Below are 16019 nucleotides of genomic sequence, written 5' to 3'. Positions count from 1 at the left end.
GACGACAACGAAAGGAGCCTTCCCATGCGTCACGGACACGGACTGCGCAAACTCAACCGCACCAGCGCCCACCGTCAGGCGATGCTGCGCAACATGGCCAACTCGCTGCTGAAGCACGAGGCCATCAAGACCACGTTGCCGAAGGCCAAGGAGCTGCGCCGCGTGGTCGAGCCGCTGATCACGCTGGCCAAGAACCCCACGGTGGCCAACCGTCGCCTGGCGTTCAGCCGCTTGCGCGACCGCGACACGGTGGTCAAGCTGTTCAACGAGCTGGGGCCGCGCTACCAGACCCGCCCGGGGGGCTACACCCGCATCCTGAAGATGGGGTTTCGCGTAGGCGACAACGCGCCGATGGCCTACATGGAGCTGGTGGACCGTCCCGAGCCGACCGAGGCCGCCCCGGCGGCCGAGGGCAGCGACAAAGCCGAATGATCGTGCTATAATTTCTTTCTCTGACGCGCGGTGGAGCAGTCTGGTAGCTCGTTGGGCTCATAACCCAAAGGTCGGTGGTTCAAATCCATCCCGCGCAACCAAACACAAAACCCGCTGGCCCACAAAGCCAGCGGGTTTTTTCTTGCCCGCCTGCGGTCGCGTCAGTGCGCGGTTGGCATCACGAACGACGCCCCTTTGGGCGTGCTTTGCGGCCAGCGCTGCATGACGCTTTTTTGCCGCGTGTAAAAACGCACCCCTTCTTCGCCGTAGACGTGCAGGTCGCCAAACAGGCTGGCCTTCCAGCCACCGAAGCCGTGCCAGGCCATCGGCACCGGGATCGGCACGTTGATGCCGACCATGCCGACTTGGATGCGGCGGGCGAACTCGCGCGCGGTGTGGCCGTCGCGCGTAAAGCAGGCCACGCCGTTGGCGTAGCTGTGGCGGTGGATCAGCTCGACAGCGTCGGCCAGCGTCGGTACGCGCACGCACGCCAGCACCGGGCCAAAGATCTCTTCCTGCCAGATGCGCATGTGCGGCTGGACGTGGTCGAACAGCGTGCCACCCAGCCAAAAACCCGCTTCGCAGCCGGGGCCGGCCTGGCGCGCGTCGAACGTGCGGCCGTCGACCAGCAGCTGCGCACCTTCGGCCACACCGGCTTCGATCAGGTCGGCGATGCGCTGGCGCGCCGCCGCGGTGACGATCGGACCCATCTCGGCCTCGGGGTCCAGCCCTTGGCGCACCTTGAGCGCACGCGTGCGCTCCACCAGCGCCGGCACGATGCGATCGCCCACGTCGCCCACCAACACGGCCACCGAGATCGCCATGCAGCGCTCGCCCGCCGAGCCAAACGCCGCGCCGATCAGGGCGTCCACCGCCTGGTCGAGGTCGGCGTCGGGCATCACCACCATGTGGTTTTTGGCGCCGCCCAGCGCCTGCACCCGCTTGCCATGCGCGGCGCCAGTGGCATGGATGTGCCGTGCCACCGCGGTGGAGCCGACGAAGCTCAGCGCCGCCACCTGGGGGTGCTCCAGCAGCGCCTGCACCGTGACGTGGTCACCCTGCACGACGTTGAACACCCCGTCGGGCAAGCCGGCCTCGCGCAGCAGTTCGGCCAGCAGCAGCGGTGGGCTGGGGTCCAACGGGCTGGGCTTGAGCACGAAGGTGTTGCCGCACGCCAGCGCCAGCGGAAACATCCACATCGGCACCATGGCCGGAAAGTTGAACGGCGTGATGCCGACCACGACGCCCAGCGGCTGGCGCAGCGTCCAATTGTCGATGCCGCTGGAGACCTGCTCGGTGTAGTCGCCTTTGAGCAGTTGCGGGATGCCACAGACGAACTCGACGATTTCGATGCCACGCGTCACTTCGCCGTGCGCATCGGCCAGCACCTTGCCGTGCTCGGCGGTGATGGCGCGCGCCAGCTCGTCGTGGTGGCGATGCAGCAGCTCCAAAAAGCGAAACAGCACACGCGCGCGCCGCAGCGGCGGCGTGTCGGCCCAGGCCGGCCAAGCGGCTGCGGCGGCCTGCACGGCGGCGTCGACCTCGGCGCGGTCGGCCAACACCACGTGCGCACTGACAGCGCCGGTGGCGGGGTTGGTGACGGGTTGGCGGCGTTCGCCTAGGCCGCCATGGCGGCGGCCGTCGATCCAGTGGGCAATGGTGGGTGGTGTCATGGTGGGGCCAGTCTAGGCCGCGCGGGACGCGGCCACAAGCCCACGGACGTGAAAGCATTGTTCGTTTTAGTGAACAATGGTGTCATGGCCAAGACCCACAACCCCGAATGGTGGGGGCATCTGCACTGGCTTACCGTGCTGGCCACGCAGGGCAGCTTCACGGCGGCGGCGCGTCGCTTGGGCGTCAGCAAAGCGGCGGTGAGCCAGCGCATCGCCGAGCTGGAGCGCGCCGCCGGTGTGCCCCTGGTGCGCCGCACCACCCGCAGCGTACGCCTGACCGACGCTGGCCAGCGTCTGGTGGACGAAGTGGCTGGGGCGTACGCCGAGATCGAGCAGGGCTGGGCGTGCGTGCGCGACCTGGCCGGCCAACCCAGCGGGCTGGTGCGCATGACGGCCCCGGTGGCGCTGGCGCGCCAGGTGCTGGTGCCGCTGCTGGTGACGTTTGCGCAGGCGCAGCCGCGCGTACGCGTCGAGCTCGACTTGTCCGACCGCCTGGTGTCGCTGGCGGCGGAGGGCTTCGACCTGGCGGTGCGCCACACCCACGCCCCGCCCGACACCCACGTCGCGTGGCGGCTGTGCGCCACCCGCTCGGTGCTGGTGGCGTCCCCCGCGTTCGTGCAGCGTCAGGGCGCGTTGCAACACCCGGCGCAGCTCAGCCAGTGTCCGTGCCTGCACTACCCGCGGCCGGGGGCGCGGCCGCTGTGGACGTTCGAGCCGGTGCACGGCGGCGAGCGCGTCACGGTGCCGGTGCAGGGGCCGCTGGCGGCCACCAACAGCGAAGCGCTGCGCGACGCGGCGCTGGCCGGGCTGGGGGTGGCGCTGGTGCCGGACTTCAGCGCCCGTGCAGCACTGGTCGCCGGCACGCTGCACGAGGTGCTGCCGGCGTGGCGCCCGGTGGACGCCTTCGCGCCGTCGATCTGGGCCATCCGGCCGTGGACGCCGCACGTGCCAGCGGCGGTGGCGGCGTTGGTGGCGCACCTGCGTGCCGCGCTGGCCGACGCCGCCGATCAGGCGTAGGCGGCGCGGTTGCGTCCGCCACGCTTGGCCTCGTACAAGGCCTGGTCGGCGCGGGCGAAGATCGTCTCCGGGGTGTCGTCGGGGTGTGACAGGGTGGCCCCGACCGACACCGTGACCCAACCGATGGCGGCGTCTGGGTGCGGCCAGCCTTGGGCATGCACGGCGCTGCGCACTCGCTCGGCCAGCGCCTGCAGGCCGTCGGGGTCGGTGTCGGGGGCCAGCACCAGAAATTCCTCGCCGCCGACGCGGTGCACGCGGTCGGTGGTGCGCAGCAGCGGTGGGTGCAGCAACGCCCCGAGCTGGCGCAACACATGATCGCCGTAAGCGTGCCCGCCGCGGTCGTTGAGGGGTTTGAAGTGGTCCAGGTCCAGCATCAGCAACCCCAGCGGTTGAGGGTGTCGGCGCGCCCGCGCAAGTTCCTCGGTCAGGCGTTCGAGTAACGTGTGGCGGTTGTACAGGCCGGTGAGCGGGTCGTGGGCGGCGAGTTCGGCCAACGCCTGGTTGGCTTGGGTCAATTGCTCGGTACGCTGCGCCACTTCGCGCTCTAGGCGCTGGTTCATCTGCTGCAAGGTGTCCATCAACCGACCTTGGGCGTCGTCGCGCTGCGCCTTGAGCTGGTTGATGCGGTAGGCCAGCGCCAGCGCCAGCAGCAAAAACTCGCCCACCGAGCCAAGGTTGAGCGCCTGCAGCGCCAGCGGTCCCGGCGCCAGCCACTCCAGCTTGATGGCGTAGTACACCCCGGCCCCGGCCAGCAGGCAGCCCTGGGCCGCCAGGTAGATCCAAGCGACCCGGGTTCCCTGCCACGCCACGCGCAGCGCGGCCAGCAGCAGCACGGCAAACATCGCCAGCCCGACCCGATCCAGCGTGGCGAAGGTCGCCGCCAGCGGGTCGGCCACGATCCACACCGCGTGCGCCAGCGCGGCCAGCGCCAGCACGGCCTGGAGGCGGTACAGCCACGGCGTGCGCCGCGGCAGGTCGAGCAAGCGCCAGGCGAACAGCGCCATCGTGGCGTAGATGAGCGCGGAAAACCCCACCAGCGCGATTTGGTTCCACGTCACCGCGTCAGGCCACAGGTACTGCATGGCGTAGCCGCGGTAGGTCAGGTTCCACAGCAGGAAGCTGCCGAGATAGAGCGCGTACAGGCCAAAGTGGCCCTCGCGCGTGCCGGCCCACAGCAGCAGGTTGTACAGCAGCAGCACGCCCAGGGCGCCGTAGTAGGCGCCATACATCCATGCTTCCAGCTGGGCGTGGCTGAAAAATGCAGACGCGCTCCATAGGCGCAGCGGCAGCGGGTCGTGTTCGCCGTCGAACGCGAACACCCGCACCAGCACATCCACCTGCTGGCCGGGTTGCAGCGTCAACGGCAAGGCCAAGTGGCGGTGCTGCAGCGGCCGCACGGCGCCGACGACGCGGTCGCCCTGGTGCGCCTGCGTCACCAGCGTGCCGTGGGCGCGGTCGAACACCCACACGCGGATATCGTCGATCAGCGGCTCGGCCGCTTCCAGCACCAACGCCGCCGGGGCGGGGCCAGCGTGCTGCAGCGCCACGTGCACCCACCATGCTTGCCGGTCGAAGCCGAACCCAAACACCGGCTCGAGGTCGCGCACGGGCTGCCACGGCAGGTCAGCGCGCAGCCGCTGCAGCGGGTCAATCGGCTGGGGTGGCGCAGCGTCTTCGCGCAGCGTGCGCGCCAGCGGCCGCAGCCACAGGGCCTGGCCTTGCAGCATGGCCACGTCAACCGCCGGGGTGCGCAGCGCCACCTCGGCGTGCGCGGGCTGGGCCAGCCACGGCAGGCCGAGCCACACCACCACGCCGACGGTGAGGAGGGCGCGGACCCAAGTCCGGCTCGCGCCGGCCAAGCCAACCGCCCATGCGGCCACGGTGTCCATCGGCCATGATCGTACACGCCCGCCCGGGGCGCCGCGCACGTCAGGCGGGAGGGGCTGTTGCCTGCAGGGCTTGGTCGACCACCTCCACCCAGTGGCGCACCGGCAACGCCGTGCCCGCCTGCAGGTGCGTGATGCAACCGATGTTGGCCGACACAATCGCCTGGGGCGTCCCAGCGGCGTGCAGGTGTTGCAGCTTGCGCGCGCGCAAGGTGTCGGCCAACTGGGGCTGCAGCACGCTGTAGGTGCCGGCCGAGCCGCAGCACAGGTGGCTTTCGGCAGGCAGTTGCACCTCGAAGCCCAGCGTGCGCAGGGCCTGCTCCACGCCACCGCGCAGCCGCATGCCGTGTTGCAGCGTACATGGGGGGTGGTAGGCGAGTTGGCGCGGCACGCCCGCTGGCAGCCCCTGCGTGCCCAAGCGCTGCTGCCAGGCGGGCAGCAGTTCGGGCAGCAGCTCGCTGACGTCGCGGGCCAGCGCGCTGACGCGCTCGGCCTTGGCGGCGTAGGCGGGGTCGTGGCGCAGTTGGTGCGCATAGTCTTTGACCGTGACGCCGCAGCCGGAGGCGTTGATGACGATGGCCTGCACGGGCGGGCTGCCATCGGTGGGTTCGATGTGGGGCCACCAAGCGTCGATGTTGGCGCGCATCTCGGCCAGCGCGCCGAGCTGGTCGTTGAGGTGGAACCGCAGCGCGCCGCAGCAGCCGGCCTTGGGGGCCACGATGGCTTGCATGCCGGCGGCGTCCAGCACGCGCGCGGTGGCGGCGTTGATGTTGGGCGCCATGGCCGGCTGCACGCAGCCCGCCAGCAACAGCACGCGGCGCGTGTGTGCCGTGCGGGGCCAGGCCCCGGGCTGCTGGCGTGCCGGCACTTTGGCGCGCAGCGGCGCCGGCAACCAGGGGCGCAGCCATTGCCCCACGCGCAACGCCGGCGCAAACAGCGGTGAGGTCAAGCCTTCGCGCAGCAGCCAGCGCAGCGCGCGCTCGGGCCAGGGCCGGGGCACGCGCTGCTCGGCCACCTTGCGCCCGATGTCGAGCAAATGCCCGTAGGCCACGCCGCTGGGGCAGGTGGTTTCGCAGTTGCGGCAGGTCAGGCAGCGGTCCAGGTGCTGCTGGGTGGCGCGCGTCACCGGCGCGCCTTCGAGCATCTGCTTGATTAGGTAGATGCGCCCACGCGGGCCATCGAGCTCGTCACCCAGCACCTGGTAGGTGGGGCAGGTGGCGGTGCAAAAACCGCAATGCACACAGCGGCGCAAAATCGCGTCGGCCAGCGCACCGTCGGGTGTGCCGGCGAATTCGGGAGCCAGGCGGGTTTGCATCGGTACCCTCAAACCAAGCGCAAACGGTGCGCAAAAACCTGTTGGGGGTCGAACGCGGCGCGCACGCGCTGCTGCAGCGCAGCCAGCGTCGGCTCGGGCGCGCTGAAGCGCGGCGCGGCGTCGGGTGTGGCGGCAGGCGGGCGAAACAGCGTGGCGTGGCCGCCGGCTTGCTGCGCCAGCGTGCGCAGGCCATCGCCCTCGGCCAGCGGCGCCCACACCCAGCGCTGCGCCCCCATCCACTCGACCAACGTCGCCGGCCACGTCGGCCACGCGGGGGTGGTGGGGGGCACGGCCAGCCGCCACAGCCCGTGCGCCGGGCTGGGGGCCGTGGCCAGCCAGGGGTGGGTGTGCTCGCGCAGGCCGTGCCACAGCGCTTGCGCGTCGTCGGGCTCGACGACGGCGCCGTCGGGCAACTCGCCCAACAAGCGCTGGCACGCGGCGTCGACGGCTGCCCGGGCGCCGCGCAGCCGCAGCCACAGCGCACCGTCACCGTCGGGCAGCCAGGCGCTGGCGTTGAGCGGCAGCGGCTGCGCGCGCCACTGGGCCAGCCGCTGCAGCGCATCGGCCAGCGGCAGCGGCAGACGCAGCGTGCATTCGCCCGCAGCGCGCGGCAGCACCTTGAGGGCGACCTCCACCACCACCCCGAGTGCCCCCAGGCTGCCGGCCAGCGCACGGCTGATGTCGTAGCCGGCGACGTTTTTCATCACCTCGCCGCCGAAGTACAGGTCCTCGCCGCGGCCATTGAGCAGGCGCACGCCCAGCACGCAGTCGCGCACGCCGCCGGCGGCCATGCGTGCCGGCCCGGCCAGGCCCGCTGCCACCATGCCGCCCACGGTGGCGTCGGGGCCGAAGTGGGGTGGCTCGAACGGCAGGCATTGGCCGTGGGCGTGCAGCAGGTCCTCCAGCGCGGCCAGCGGCGTGCCGCCAAAGGCCCGCACGACGAGCTCGGTCGGCTCGTACAGCACCACACCGCTGAGCGCGCGCGTGTCCAGCACGGCCACGTCAGCCGCCCAGGGTTCGCCGTAAAAGGCCTTGCTGCCACCGCCGCGGATGGCCAGCCGGCCACCCTGGGCGGCGGTTGTGCGTATCGTGTGCGCCCAATCGGCCACCACGTCGGCGGCCACCTGCGGGCTGGGGGGTGCGGGTTCGACCATGCGCGCTATCGTAGCCGGCGTGCGTTGCGCCCGGCGTGAAGATTTTGACGCTCTGCTGTGAACCGGGTTGCTGCCGAGCCGTGCATCAGTCCCAGTACGTCGCCGGCGGCAGACCGGGGATCGTCACCGGGTGGGCCAGCACCGCCCCGCTGGCGGGGTGGCTGGCGAGCTCCTCCGCCGAGCGGTGCTGCCGGGAGGTGGTGACGAACAGCGTACGCAGGTCCCGCCCCCCAAAGCACAGACCGGTCGGGCAGCACGCCGGCAGCGGCAGCTCCGCCACCAACTGCCCGCTGGGGCTCAGGCAAACGACGCGCGCGCCCTCGTGCAGCGCCACCCAGCAGCGCCCGGTGCTGTCGACCGCCACCGCGCTGGGGCGGCCCGGCATCGGCTGACCGGCGCCAGGGCGCCAAAAAGGCAGCGGCATGCCGAGTTGCACCGGCCAGTGGCCAGCGCTGGTCAGCGGCAGGGCATGCAGCGCCGCTGCCGCCATGTCGCAGCGGTACAGCATGCGCCCATCGGTGCCGAAGGCCAGCCCGTCGGTGGTACCGACACCCGCGCGGGCCAGCGCCAGCTCCGGGTGCACGCGGTCGCGTGGGCGCAGGCAGTACAGGGCGCCGCCGGTGCCCAGCACCGTGCTTTCGCCCTGGGTGCCGATCCACAGCCGCCCCCAGGGGTCACACTGGGCGGCGGCAAAGCGCTGCAGCCGGGTGTCGAACGGTGCCTGTACCAGCCGCTGCGTCGGCATGCGCCACTGCGTGGCGTGGTGGATGCCGTCGCGCAGCACCAACACCCATCCACCCTGGCGGGTGGGGATGAGGGCGCTGGCTGGCTGCGGCAAGTCCCATGATTCGGTGCGCCCGCTGGGCACGTGCAGCCGCCACACCCGACCGATGCTGGTGTCGAGCCAGTACAAACGGTCTTCGATGCCACGCCAAACCGGCGCCGTGCCCCAAGCCGTCAGCGGCTCGGTCAGCACCGTCCAGCCGTCGGTGGCATGGGGTGTGGGCGCAGTGCTCATGAGGCTATCTTAGGCCGAATGACCGCCCACGGTCAGCCCCTGCCCTACACTTGCACGCCATGCTGTGGGTCAAAACCTTTCATATCGTCTTTATTGCCAGTTGGTTTGCGGGGTTGTTTTACCTGCCGCGCATTTTTGTCAACCTGGCGCTGGTGCCGCCCGACAGCGCCGCCGAGCGCGAACGGCTGTTGCTGATGGCACGCAAGCTGCTGCGCTTCATGACGCTGCTGGCCGTGCCGGCTCTTGGGCTTGGTCTGTGGTTGTGGCTGGGTTACGGCATCGGGCAAGGCCCTGGCAACGGCTGGCTGCACGCCAAGATGGCGGTGGTGCTGTTGCTGCTGGGCTACCACCACGCATGCGCACGGTTGCTGCGGGCCTTCGAGCAGGGGCGCAACCGCCGCAGCCACGTGTGGTACCGCTGGTTCAACGAGTTGCCGGTGCTGCTGATGGTGCTGGCGGTGGCGTTGGTGGTGGTCAAGCCGTTCTGACGCGCGGCATCGGAAAGGTCCGGCGGTGATGCGCCCACGCCCGGCCATGCCGTCGCCCGAGGCCGTGCCGCACCGTTCGCTGGCGTGGCCGCTGCTGCTTGGCTACGCGTTGCTGGTGCTGTACGCGAGCCTGTACCCGTTCGAAGGCTGGCGCGACCAGGGCGTGGCCTCATGGGCGTTTTTGGTGGCCCCGTGGCCGCGCTACTGGACGGCGTTCGACGTCGTCAGCAACCTGGTTGGCTACCTTCCGCTGGGGTGGCTGACGACGGTGGCGCTGGCGCGCAGCGGCGCGCCGCGGCTGGCGTGGTGGGGCGGGGTGTTGATCCCGACGCTGCTGGCGCTGGGTTTGGAGGCAGCGCAAACCTACCTGCCCCGACGGGTGCCGTCGCAGGCCGACGCGGCGCTCAACGCGGCCGGCGCGCTGCTGGGGGCCACAGTGGCCGCCTGGCTGTTGCGGGAGCGCTGGCTGGTGCCGTGGGCGCAGTTTCGCCGCGACTGGCAGCGTCCGGGCGCGCAGGCGGCCTGGGCGCTGCTGTTGCTGTGGCCCGCGGCCGTGCTGGCGCCGACCCCGGTGCCGTTTGGCATCGGCCACTTCGGGCCGGCGGTGCAGGCCGCCCTGCGCGACCTGCTGCAGGACACCCCGTGGCAGGGTTGGCTGCCGCCGCCGGTGGACGCCGCCGCCAGCCCGCTGGGCGAAGCCCTGCTGGTGGCGCTGGCGCTGGGCGTGCCGTTGCTGCTGGGCTACGCCAGCGTGCGCCGGCGCTGGCAGCGGGCGGTGTGGGCGTTGGCGTTGGGCGTGATGGCGCTGGCGCTGGGTACGTTGATGGCGGTGCTGGCGCTGGGGGCGGCGCACGCCAGCGCCTGGCTGACCGCCCCCGTGCGACTGGGGTTGGCGTTGGCCGCGGGACTGGCCGTGCTGACGCTGCCGCTGGGTGGGCGGGTGGCGGCGTTGGGCTGTGTTCTGATGGCCACGGCGTTGCTGGTGCAGCTCAACCGGGTGGCCGAGCCAGCGTACCTGGCCGAGTGGTTACGCCCGTGGCGTGATGCGCGCTACGTGCACCTGCACGGGCTGTTGCGATGGTGGGGCTGGGCGTGGCCCGTGCTGGCGGTGTGGGTGGCGGCGCGGCTGGCGCTGCTGCCAGCGCCGTCCACCTACAATCGTCAGCCATGAGCGCTGCAACCCCGCCGGGCTACTACCGGCACCATATCTTTTTTTGCCTCAACGAGCGCGACGGCGGGCAGGCCTGCTGCGCCCAACACGGTGCCCAGCAGGCGTTCGAGCACTGCAAGGCGCGTGTCAAGGCGCTCGGATTGGCCGGCCCCGGGCAGGTGCGGGTCAACAAGGCCGGCTGCCTGGACCGCTGCGCCGGCGGGCCGGTGGCGGTGGTCTACCCCGAAGGCGTGTGGTACACCTACGTGGACGCCAGCGATATCGACGAGATCGTCACGTCGCACCTGCGCGACGGGGTGGTGGTCGAGCGGCTGCGTCTGCCGCCCGACGTCGGGCGCTGAGTCAGCCGACGATGAATGCCCACACCGAAGCCCGGCAGGTGGCCGGCCCCGCCGGCCCGCTGGAACTTGCCATCGACCACCCGCCCGGGGCGGCGCGTGGGGTGGCGGTGGTCGCCCACCCGCACCCGCTGTTCGGCGGCACGATGCACAACAAGGTCGTGCAAACGCTGGCGCGCGCCTGCGTGGCCGAAGGCTGGCAGGCGGTGCGGTTCAACTTTCGTGGCGTGGGGGCCAGCGGCGGGCAGCACGACCACGGCGTGGGCGAGCAAGACGACTTGCGCGCGGTGGTGCAGGCTTGCGCGGCGTCGGGACCGTTGGTGCTGGCGGGGTTTTCGTTTGGCGGCGCGATGGCGGCGCGGGTCGCGGCCGCGCTGGCGACCGAGCGGCCGCTGCAGGCGCTTGTGCTGGTCGGGCCAGCCGCCAGCCGCTACCCCATGCCCGCGCTGGGCGAGGAACTTGCTGCGCGCACGCTGATCGTTCATGGCGAGCTCGACGACACCGTGCCGCTGGCGGCCGTGCTCGACTGGGCGCGGCCCCAGGGGATGCCGGTGACGGTGGTCAGCGGCGGCGAGCACTTTTTCCACGGGCGCCTGCCGTTGCTGAAGCGGCTGGTCATGCAGCACCTGCGGGCGCTGGCCTGAAGAGGGTTGGATTGCCATGTCATTGTTATCGTGGTGGTTGGGGTGGCGCGCGTCGTGGCAGGCGTGCCGTGTGAGGACACGCGTGTTGGGGGTGGCGCTGTTGCTGGGGGCGGCGCTGCTGGCGGTGGGCTTGCCGCGCGCGGTGTGGGCGCAGGCGCCGCAGCCGCCCGACATCGCCGCGCGGGCGTGGCTGCTGTACGACGTCACGGCCGACCAGGTGTTGGCGGCCAAAGACCCGGACGAACCGGTGGAGCCGGCTTCGCTGACCAAGCTGATGACCGCCTACTTGGTGTTCGACGCGCTCAAGGCTGGCCGTTTGACGCTGCAGCAAACGCTGCCGGTGAGCGAGCGGGCGTGGAAGATGCCTGGCTCGCGCATGTTCATCGAGCCGCGCATGCAGGTGCCGGTGGAAGACCTGCTCAAAGGCATGATCGTGCAATCCGGCAACGACGCCACGGTGGCGCTGGCCGAGGGGGTGGCTGGCTCGGTGGAGCGCTTCGTCGAGCTGATGAACCAGCAAGCTAGGCGGCTGGGCATGACGCGCACCACCTACCACAACCCCGAAGGCCTGCCGGCACCGGGGCACCTGACCACGGCGCGCGACCTGGCCACCCTGGCCACACGGCTGCTGCGTGACTTTCCCGAATACGTGGGGTACTACGCGATCCAGCGCTACCGCTACCCTGGCACCCCGGCGGCCAACGACACCAACCGCAACCTGCTGCTGTTTCGCGACCCGACGGTCGACGGCCTCAAGACTGGCCACACCTCGACCGCCGGCTACTGCCTGGTGGCCACCGCGCGCCGCCCGGTGCCGGGGTGGGGTGAAGGGCCGGCGGGGCAGCGGCGCCTGCTCAGCGTGGTGCTGGGCGCGGCCAGCGAGAACGCCCGCGCGGTGGAAAGCCAAAAGCTGCTCAATTGGGGCTACACCGCGTTCGAGGCGGTGCGCCTCAGCGCCCCAGGCCAGCCGGTGGCCACCCCGCCGGTGTGGAAGGGCAAGCAAAGCAGCGTCGCGCTCGGGCGCCCCGGCGGGGTCGTGGTGGCCGTGCCGGCGGGCCAGGCCAAGGGCTTGCGCACCGAGCTGCTGCGCCCGGATCCGCTGGTGGCGCCGCTGCAAGCGGGCCAACCGCTAGGCACGCTGCGCGTGCTGTCGGCCGCCGGCGAGCCGCTGGCCGACGTGCCGTTGCAGGTGCTGACCACGGTGGAGGAAGCCGGCTGGTTTGGCCGGCTGTGGGGTGCGCTGCGGCTGTGGATTCGCTGACGACCGGCCCACTGGCACGCGCGGCCCTTGCCTGCGGCGGCTTGCCGTGCTACCATTGAGGGCTTTTCGGAGTTGTCCGAAAGGTTCATCTATTGCTTTCGCGTTTAGGGACGATATGCCAACCATCAACCAACTCGTGCGCCACGGGCGGACGGCTGAGAAGGCCAAGTCCAAGAGCCCGGCGATGCAAAACTGCCCCCAGCGCCGGGGCGTGTGCACCCGTGTCTACACCACCACGCCGAAAAAGCCCAACTCGGCGCTGCGAAAGGTGGCCAAGGTGCGCCTGACCAACGGGTTCGAGGTCATCTCGTACATCGGCGGTGAAGGCCACAACCTGCAAGAGCACAGCGTCGTGCTGGTGCGCGGCGGCCGGGTCAAGGACTTGCCCGGCGTGCGCTACCACATCGTGCGCGGCTCGCTGGACCTGCAAGGCGTCAAAGACCGCAAGCAGGGCCGCTCCAAGTACGGCGCCAAGCGGCCCAAGAAGGCCTGACGTTGGCGCGGTGGCTGTTGCGCCCCAGCGCGCGGCGATCCAACCTCGGTGTCGAAATGCCCGTCGTTGGCCGGCGTTTCGGCAGTGTGGCCCCGCAAGCTGCATCGGCAGTTTGAGGAGGTCGAGTAAGTGAGGCCCCAAGGGTGGGTTCTCGCGGCTGGCCGTACTAGGCCGCCAACTGAAGCAAGAAAGGAATCACAGTCATGCCACGTCGTCGCGAAGTCCCTAAACGCGAAATCCTGCCAGACCCCAAGTACGGCAACGTCGAGCTTTCCAAGTTCATGAACGTCATCATGGAGAGCGGCAAAAAGGCGGTGGCCGAGCGCATCGTGTACGGTGCGTTGGAGCACATCGAGAAGAAGACCGGCAAAGACCCGCTGGAAATCTTCGCCACCGCCATCAACAACGTCAAGCCCATCGTCGAGGTTAAAAGCCGCCGCGTCGGTGGCGCCAACTACCAGGTGCCGGTGGAAGTGCGTCCGGTGCGTCGGCAGGCCTTGGCGATGCGCTGGATCAAGCAAGCCGCGCGCAAGCGCAGCGAAAAATCGATGGCGCTGCGTCTGGCCAACGAGCTGATCGAGGCCACCGAAGGCCGTGGCGGTGCGATGAAGAAGCGCGACGAAGTGCACCGCATGGCCGAGGCCAACAAGGCCTTCAGTCACTTCCGCTTCTGACGCGCGCCGCGCCCGCACCGCGCAGCCGCGGCCCCAGCGAAGCCCGCCGCCACCCCTGTCATCCCGGTGGGCGGGCTTTGTCCGTCCTAATTTGGAGCATTCTCATGGCACGTACAACGCCCATCGAGCGTTACCGCAACATCGGCATTTCGGCGCACATCGACGCCGGCAAGACCACCACGACCGAGCGCATCCTGTTCTACACCGGCGTGAACCACAAGCTCGGTGAGGTGCACGATGGCGCCGCCACCATGGACTGGATGGAGCAGGAGCAAGAGCGCGGCATCACCATCACGTCCGCCGCCACCACCTGCTACTGGCGCGGCATGGACCTCAACTACCCCGAGCACCGCTTCAACATCATCGACACCCCGGGCCACGTGGACTTCACCATCGAGGTGGAGCGCTCCATGCGCGTGCTCGACGGCGCCTGCATGGTGTACTGCGCGGTCGGTGGCGTGCAGCCGCAGTCCGAAACCGTGTGGCGCCAGGCCAACAAGTACCGCGTGCCGCGGCTGGCGTTCGTCAACAAGATGGACCGCGTCGGCGCCAACTTCTTCAAGGTCTACGAGCAGATCAAGACCCGCCTCAAGGGCAACCCCGTGCCGGTGGTGATCCCCATAGGCGCCGAGGACAACTTCCAGGGCGTGGTGGACCTCATCAAGATGAAGGCCATCATCTGGGACGAGGCCTCTCAGGGCATGAAGTTCGAGTACCGCGACATCCCGGCCGACCTCGTTGACCAGGCCAACGAATGGCGCGAAAAGATGGTCGAAGCCGCCGCCGAGGCCAGCGAAGAGCTGATGAACAAATACCTCGAAACCGGTGAGCTGACCGAAGAGGAAATCATCGCCGGTCTGCGCCAGCGCACCATCGCGGTGGAAATCCAGCCGATGCTGTGCGGCACGGCGTTCCGCAACAAGGGCGTGCAGCGCATGCTGGACGCCGTCATCCAGTTCCTGCCGTCGCCGGTGGACATCCCGCCGGTCAAGGGCACCGACGAAAACGGCAACGAAGCCACGCGCCGCGCCGACGACGACGAAAAGCTGGCCGCGCTGGCGTTCAAGCTGATGAGCGACCCGTACGTGGGCCAGTTGACCTTCGTGCGCGTGTACTCGGGCGTGCTCAAAAAGGGCGACACCGTCTACAACTCGGTCAAGGGCAAAAAGGAGCGCATCGGCCGTATCGTACAGATGCACGCCAACCACCGCCAGGAAATCGAAGAGATCCGCGCTGGCGACATCGCGGCGTGCGTGGGCCTGAAGGAAGTCACCACCGGTGAAACCCTGTGCGACCCGGCCGCGCCGATCGTGCTGGAAAAGATGGTCTTCCCCGAGCCGGTGATCGCCCAGGCGGTGGAGCCCAAGGCCAAGGCCGACCAGGAAAAGATGGGCATCGCGCTGAGCCGTCTGGCCGCCGAAGACCCGTCGCTGCGTGTGTACACCGACGAAGAGTCCGGCCAGACCATCATCGCCGGCATGGGCGAGCTGCACCTGGAAATCATCGTCGACCGCATGAAGCGCGAGTTTGGCGTCGAGGCCAACGTCGGCAAGCCGCAGGTGGCCTACCGCGAAACCATCCGCTCCACCGTCGAAGAGGCCGAAGGCAAGTTCGTGCGCCAGTCCGGCGGTAAGGGGCAGTACGGCCACGTGGTGTTCAAGATCGAGCCCAACGAGCCCGGCAAGGGCTTCGAATTCATCGACGCCATCAAGGGTGGCGTGGTACCGCGCGAGTACATCCCGGCCGTGCAAAAAGGCGTCGAAGAAGCCATGCAGACTGGCGTGCTGGCCGGCTACCCGGTGGTCGACGTCAAGGTCACGCTGCACTTCGGTTCGTACCACGAGGTGGACTCGTCGGAGCAGGCCTTCAAGATGGCCGCCATCTTCGGCTTCAAGGAAGGCTGCCGCAAGGCCAACCCGGTGATCCTGGAGCCGATGATGGCCGTCGAGGTCGAAACGCCCGAGGAATACGCCGGCAACGTGATGGGCGACCTCTCGTCCCGCCGCGGCATGGTGCAGGGTATGGACGACCTGCCCGGCGGCGGCAAGGTCATCCGCGCCGAGGTGCCGCTGTCCGAGATGTTTGGCTACTCGACGACGCTGCGCTCGATGTCGCAGGGCCGCGCGACCTACACGATGGAGTTCAAGCACTACGCCGAAGCGCCGCGCAACATCCAAGAGCAGATCATCGCCGCGCGCGCCAAGTAACGCGTTGTTCTCCGTCTGCCGCGCCGCGTCGGCGCGGGGGCCGGCTGCCCGTGGCCGGCCCGTGCGGCAGACGTTAACCAAGGCACGGGCGAACGTTCTTTGATTGCACGAGGATTGCAGCCATGGCAAAGGAAAAATTCGAGCGGACCAAGCCGCACGTCAACGTGGGCACGATTGGTCACGTGGACCACGGCAAGACGACGCTGACGGCGGCCATCACGACGGTGCTGGCGTCCAAGTTTGGTGGT

16 protein-coding genes and 1 tRNA gene are annotated in these 16019 nt (G+C 69.8%); 12 read left to right on the top strand and 5 right to left on the bottom strand.

Features of this window, described 5'->3' with window-relative positions; all coding sequences use genetic code 11:
* Positions 1 to 24: 24 nt before the first annotated feature.
* The gene (gene rplQ, locus Taqua_RS07395; RefSeq protein WP_144326091.1) at positions 25 to 432 is read left to right on the top strand and encodes a 50S ribosomal protein L17; all 408 of its coding nucleotides are present in this window, start codon (positions 25 to 27) and stop codon (positions 430 to 432) included.
* 24 nt (positions 433 to 456) lie between these two features.
* Positions 457 to 533, top strand: a tRNA-Met gene (locus tag Taqua_RS07390).
* Between the two features lie 60 nt (positions 534 to 593).
* Here the strand turns inward: Taqua_RS07390 and Taqua_RS07385 are convergent.
* Positions 594 to 2105, bottom strand: a complete 1512-nt coding sequence (locus Taqua_RS07385) for a CoA-acylating methylmalonate-semialdehyde dehydrogenase (protein ID WP_144326090.1) — start codon at positions 2103 to 2105, stop codon at positions 594 to 596.
* Between the two features lie 84 nt (positions 2106 to 2189).
* Here Taqua_RS07385 and Taqua_RS07380 point away from each other — a divergent pair, with 84 nt between their 5' ends.
* A complete protein-coding gene (locus Taqua_RS07380; protein WP_144326089.1) occupies positions 2190 to 3122 on the top strand; it encodes a LysR family transcriptional regulator in 933 nt (310 codons plus the stop codon).
* Here the strand turns inward: Taqua_RS07380 and Taqua_RS07375 are convergent.
* The 4 genes from Taqua_RS07375 to Taqua_RS07360 form a co-directional block, all read right to left on the bottom strand.
* Positions 3113 to 5011, bottom strand: a complete 1899-nt coding sequence (locus Taqua_RS07375) for a diguanylate cyclase (RefSeq protein WP_144326088.1) — start codon at positions 5009 to 5011, stop codon at positions 3113 to 3115. The two genes, Taqua_RS07380 and Taqua_RS07375, sit on opposite strands and share 10 nt — an antisense overlap.
* Before the next feature lie 40 nt (positions 5012 to 5051).
* Positions 5052 to 6323, bottom strand: coding sequence for a glycolate oxidase subunit GlcF (gene glcF / locus Taqua_RS07370; protein WP_144326087.1), 1272 nt, complete (start codon positions 6321 to 6323; stop codon positions 5052 to 5054).
* Between the two features lie 8 nt (positions 6324 to 6331).
* On the bottom strand, positions 6332 to 7477 hold the full coding sequence (gene glcE / locus Taqua_RS07365) for a glycolate oxidase subunit GlcE (protein WP_144326086.1): 1146 nt from the start codon (positions 7475 to 7477) through the stop codon (positions 6332 to 6334).
* Positions 7478 to 7562: 85 nt separating this feature from the next.
* Positions 7563 to 8495 (bottom strand): SMP-30/gluconolactonase/LRE family protein, encoded by a 933-nt coding sequence (locus Taqua_RS07360; protein ID WP_144326085.1) that lies wholly within the window; start codon positions 8493 to 8495, stop codon positions 7563 to 7565.
* 59 nt (positions 8496 to 8554) lie between these two features.
* Here Taqua_RS07360 and Taqua_RS07355 point away from each other — a divergent pair, with 59 nt between their 5' ends.
* The 9 genes from Taqua_RS07355 to Taqua_RS07315 form a co-directional block, all read left to right on the top strand.
* Positions 8555 to 8983 (top strand): CopD family protein, encoded by a 429-nt coding sequence (locus tag Taqua_RS07355; protein ID WP_144326084.1) that lies wholly within the window; start codon positions 8555 to 8557, stop codon positions 8981 to 8983.
* 28 nt (positions 8984 to 9011) lie between these two features.
* The gene (locus tag Taqua_RS07350) at positions 9012 to 10154 is read left to right on the top strand and encodes a VanZ family protein (protein WP_246094656.1); all 1143 of its coding nucleotides are present in this window, start codon (positions 9012 to 9014) and stop codon (positions 10152 to 10154) included.
* Positions 10151 to 10495 carry a (2Fe-2S) ferredoxin domain-containing protein gene (locus Taqua_RS07345; protein ID WP_132963227.1) on the top strand — a complete coding sequence of 115 codons (345 nt, stop codon included), beginning with the start codon at positions 10151 to 10153 and terminating at the stop codon, positions 10493 to 10495. Before Taqua_RS07350 ends, Taqua_RS07345 begins: the two co-directional genes overlap by 4 nt.
* Positions 10496 to 10506: 11 nt before the next feature.
* Positions 10507 to 11136, top strand: a complete 630-nt coding sequence (locus tag Taqua_RS07340; RefSeq protein WP_144326082.1) for an alpha/beta hydrolase — start codon at positions 10507 to 10509, stop codon at positions 11134 to 11136.
* Positions 11137 to 11206: 70 nt separating this feature from the next.
* Positions 11207 to 12397 (top strand): D-alanyl-D-alanine carboxypeptidase family protein, encoded by a 1191-nt coding sequence (locus Taqua_RS07335; RefSeq protein ID WP_425472588.1) that lies wholly within the window; start codon positions 11207 to 11209, stop codon positions 12395 to 12397.
* 115 nt (positions 12398 to 12512) lie between these two features.
* A complete protein-coding gene (gene rpsL / locus Taqua_RS07330; RefSeq protein ID WP_132963230.1) occupies positions 12513 to 12890 on the top strand; it encodes a 30S ribosomal protein S12 in 378 nt (125 codons plus the stop codon).
* Between the two features lie 203 nt (positions 12891 to 13093).
* Positions 13094 to 13564 (top strand): 30S ribosomal protein S7, encoded by a 471-nt coding sequence (gene rpsG, locus Taqua_RS07325; RefSeq protein ID WP_132963231.1) that lies wholly within the window; start codon positions 13094 to 13096, stop codon positions 13562 to 13564.
* Positions 13565 to 13668: 104 nt separating this feature from the next.
* A complete protein-coding gene (gene fusA, locus Taqua_RS07320) occupies positions 13669 to 15771 on the top strand; it encodes an elongation factor G (RefSeq protein WP_144326080.1) in 2103 nt (700 codons plus the stop codon).
* 122 nt (positions 15772 to 15893) lie between these two features.
* The coding region (locus tag Taqua_RS07315; RefSeq protein WP_236640437.1) for a GTP-binding protein at positions 15894 to 16019 on the top strand (126 nt) is incomplete at its 3' end.

The organism is Tepidimonas aquatica, assembly GCF_007556585.1.
GTDB lineage: Bacteria > Pseudomonadota > Gammaproteobacteria > Burkholderiales > Burkholderiaceae_C > Tepidimonas > Tepidimonas aquatica.
Note: the sequence above shows the minus strand (reverse complement) of the source record. Positions and strands in the feature narration are given on the sequence as shown.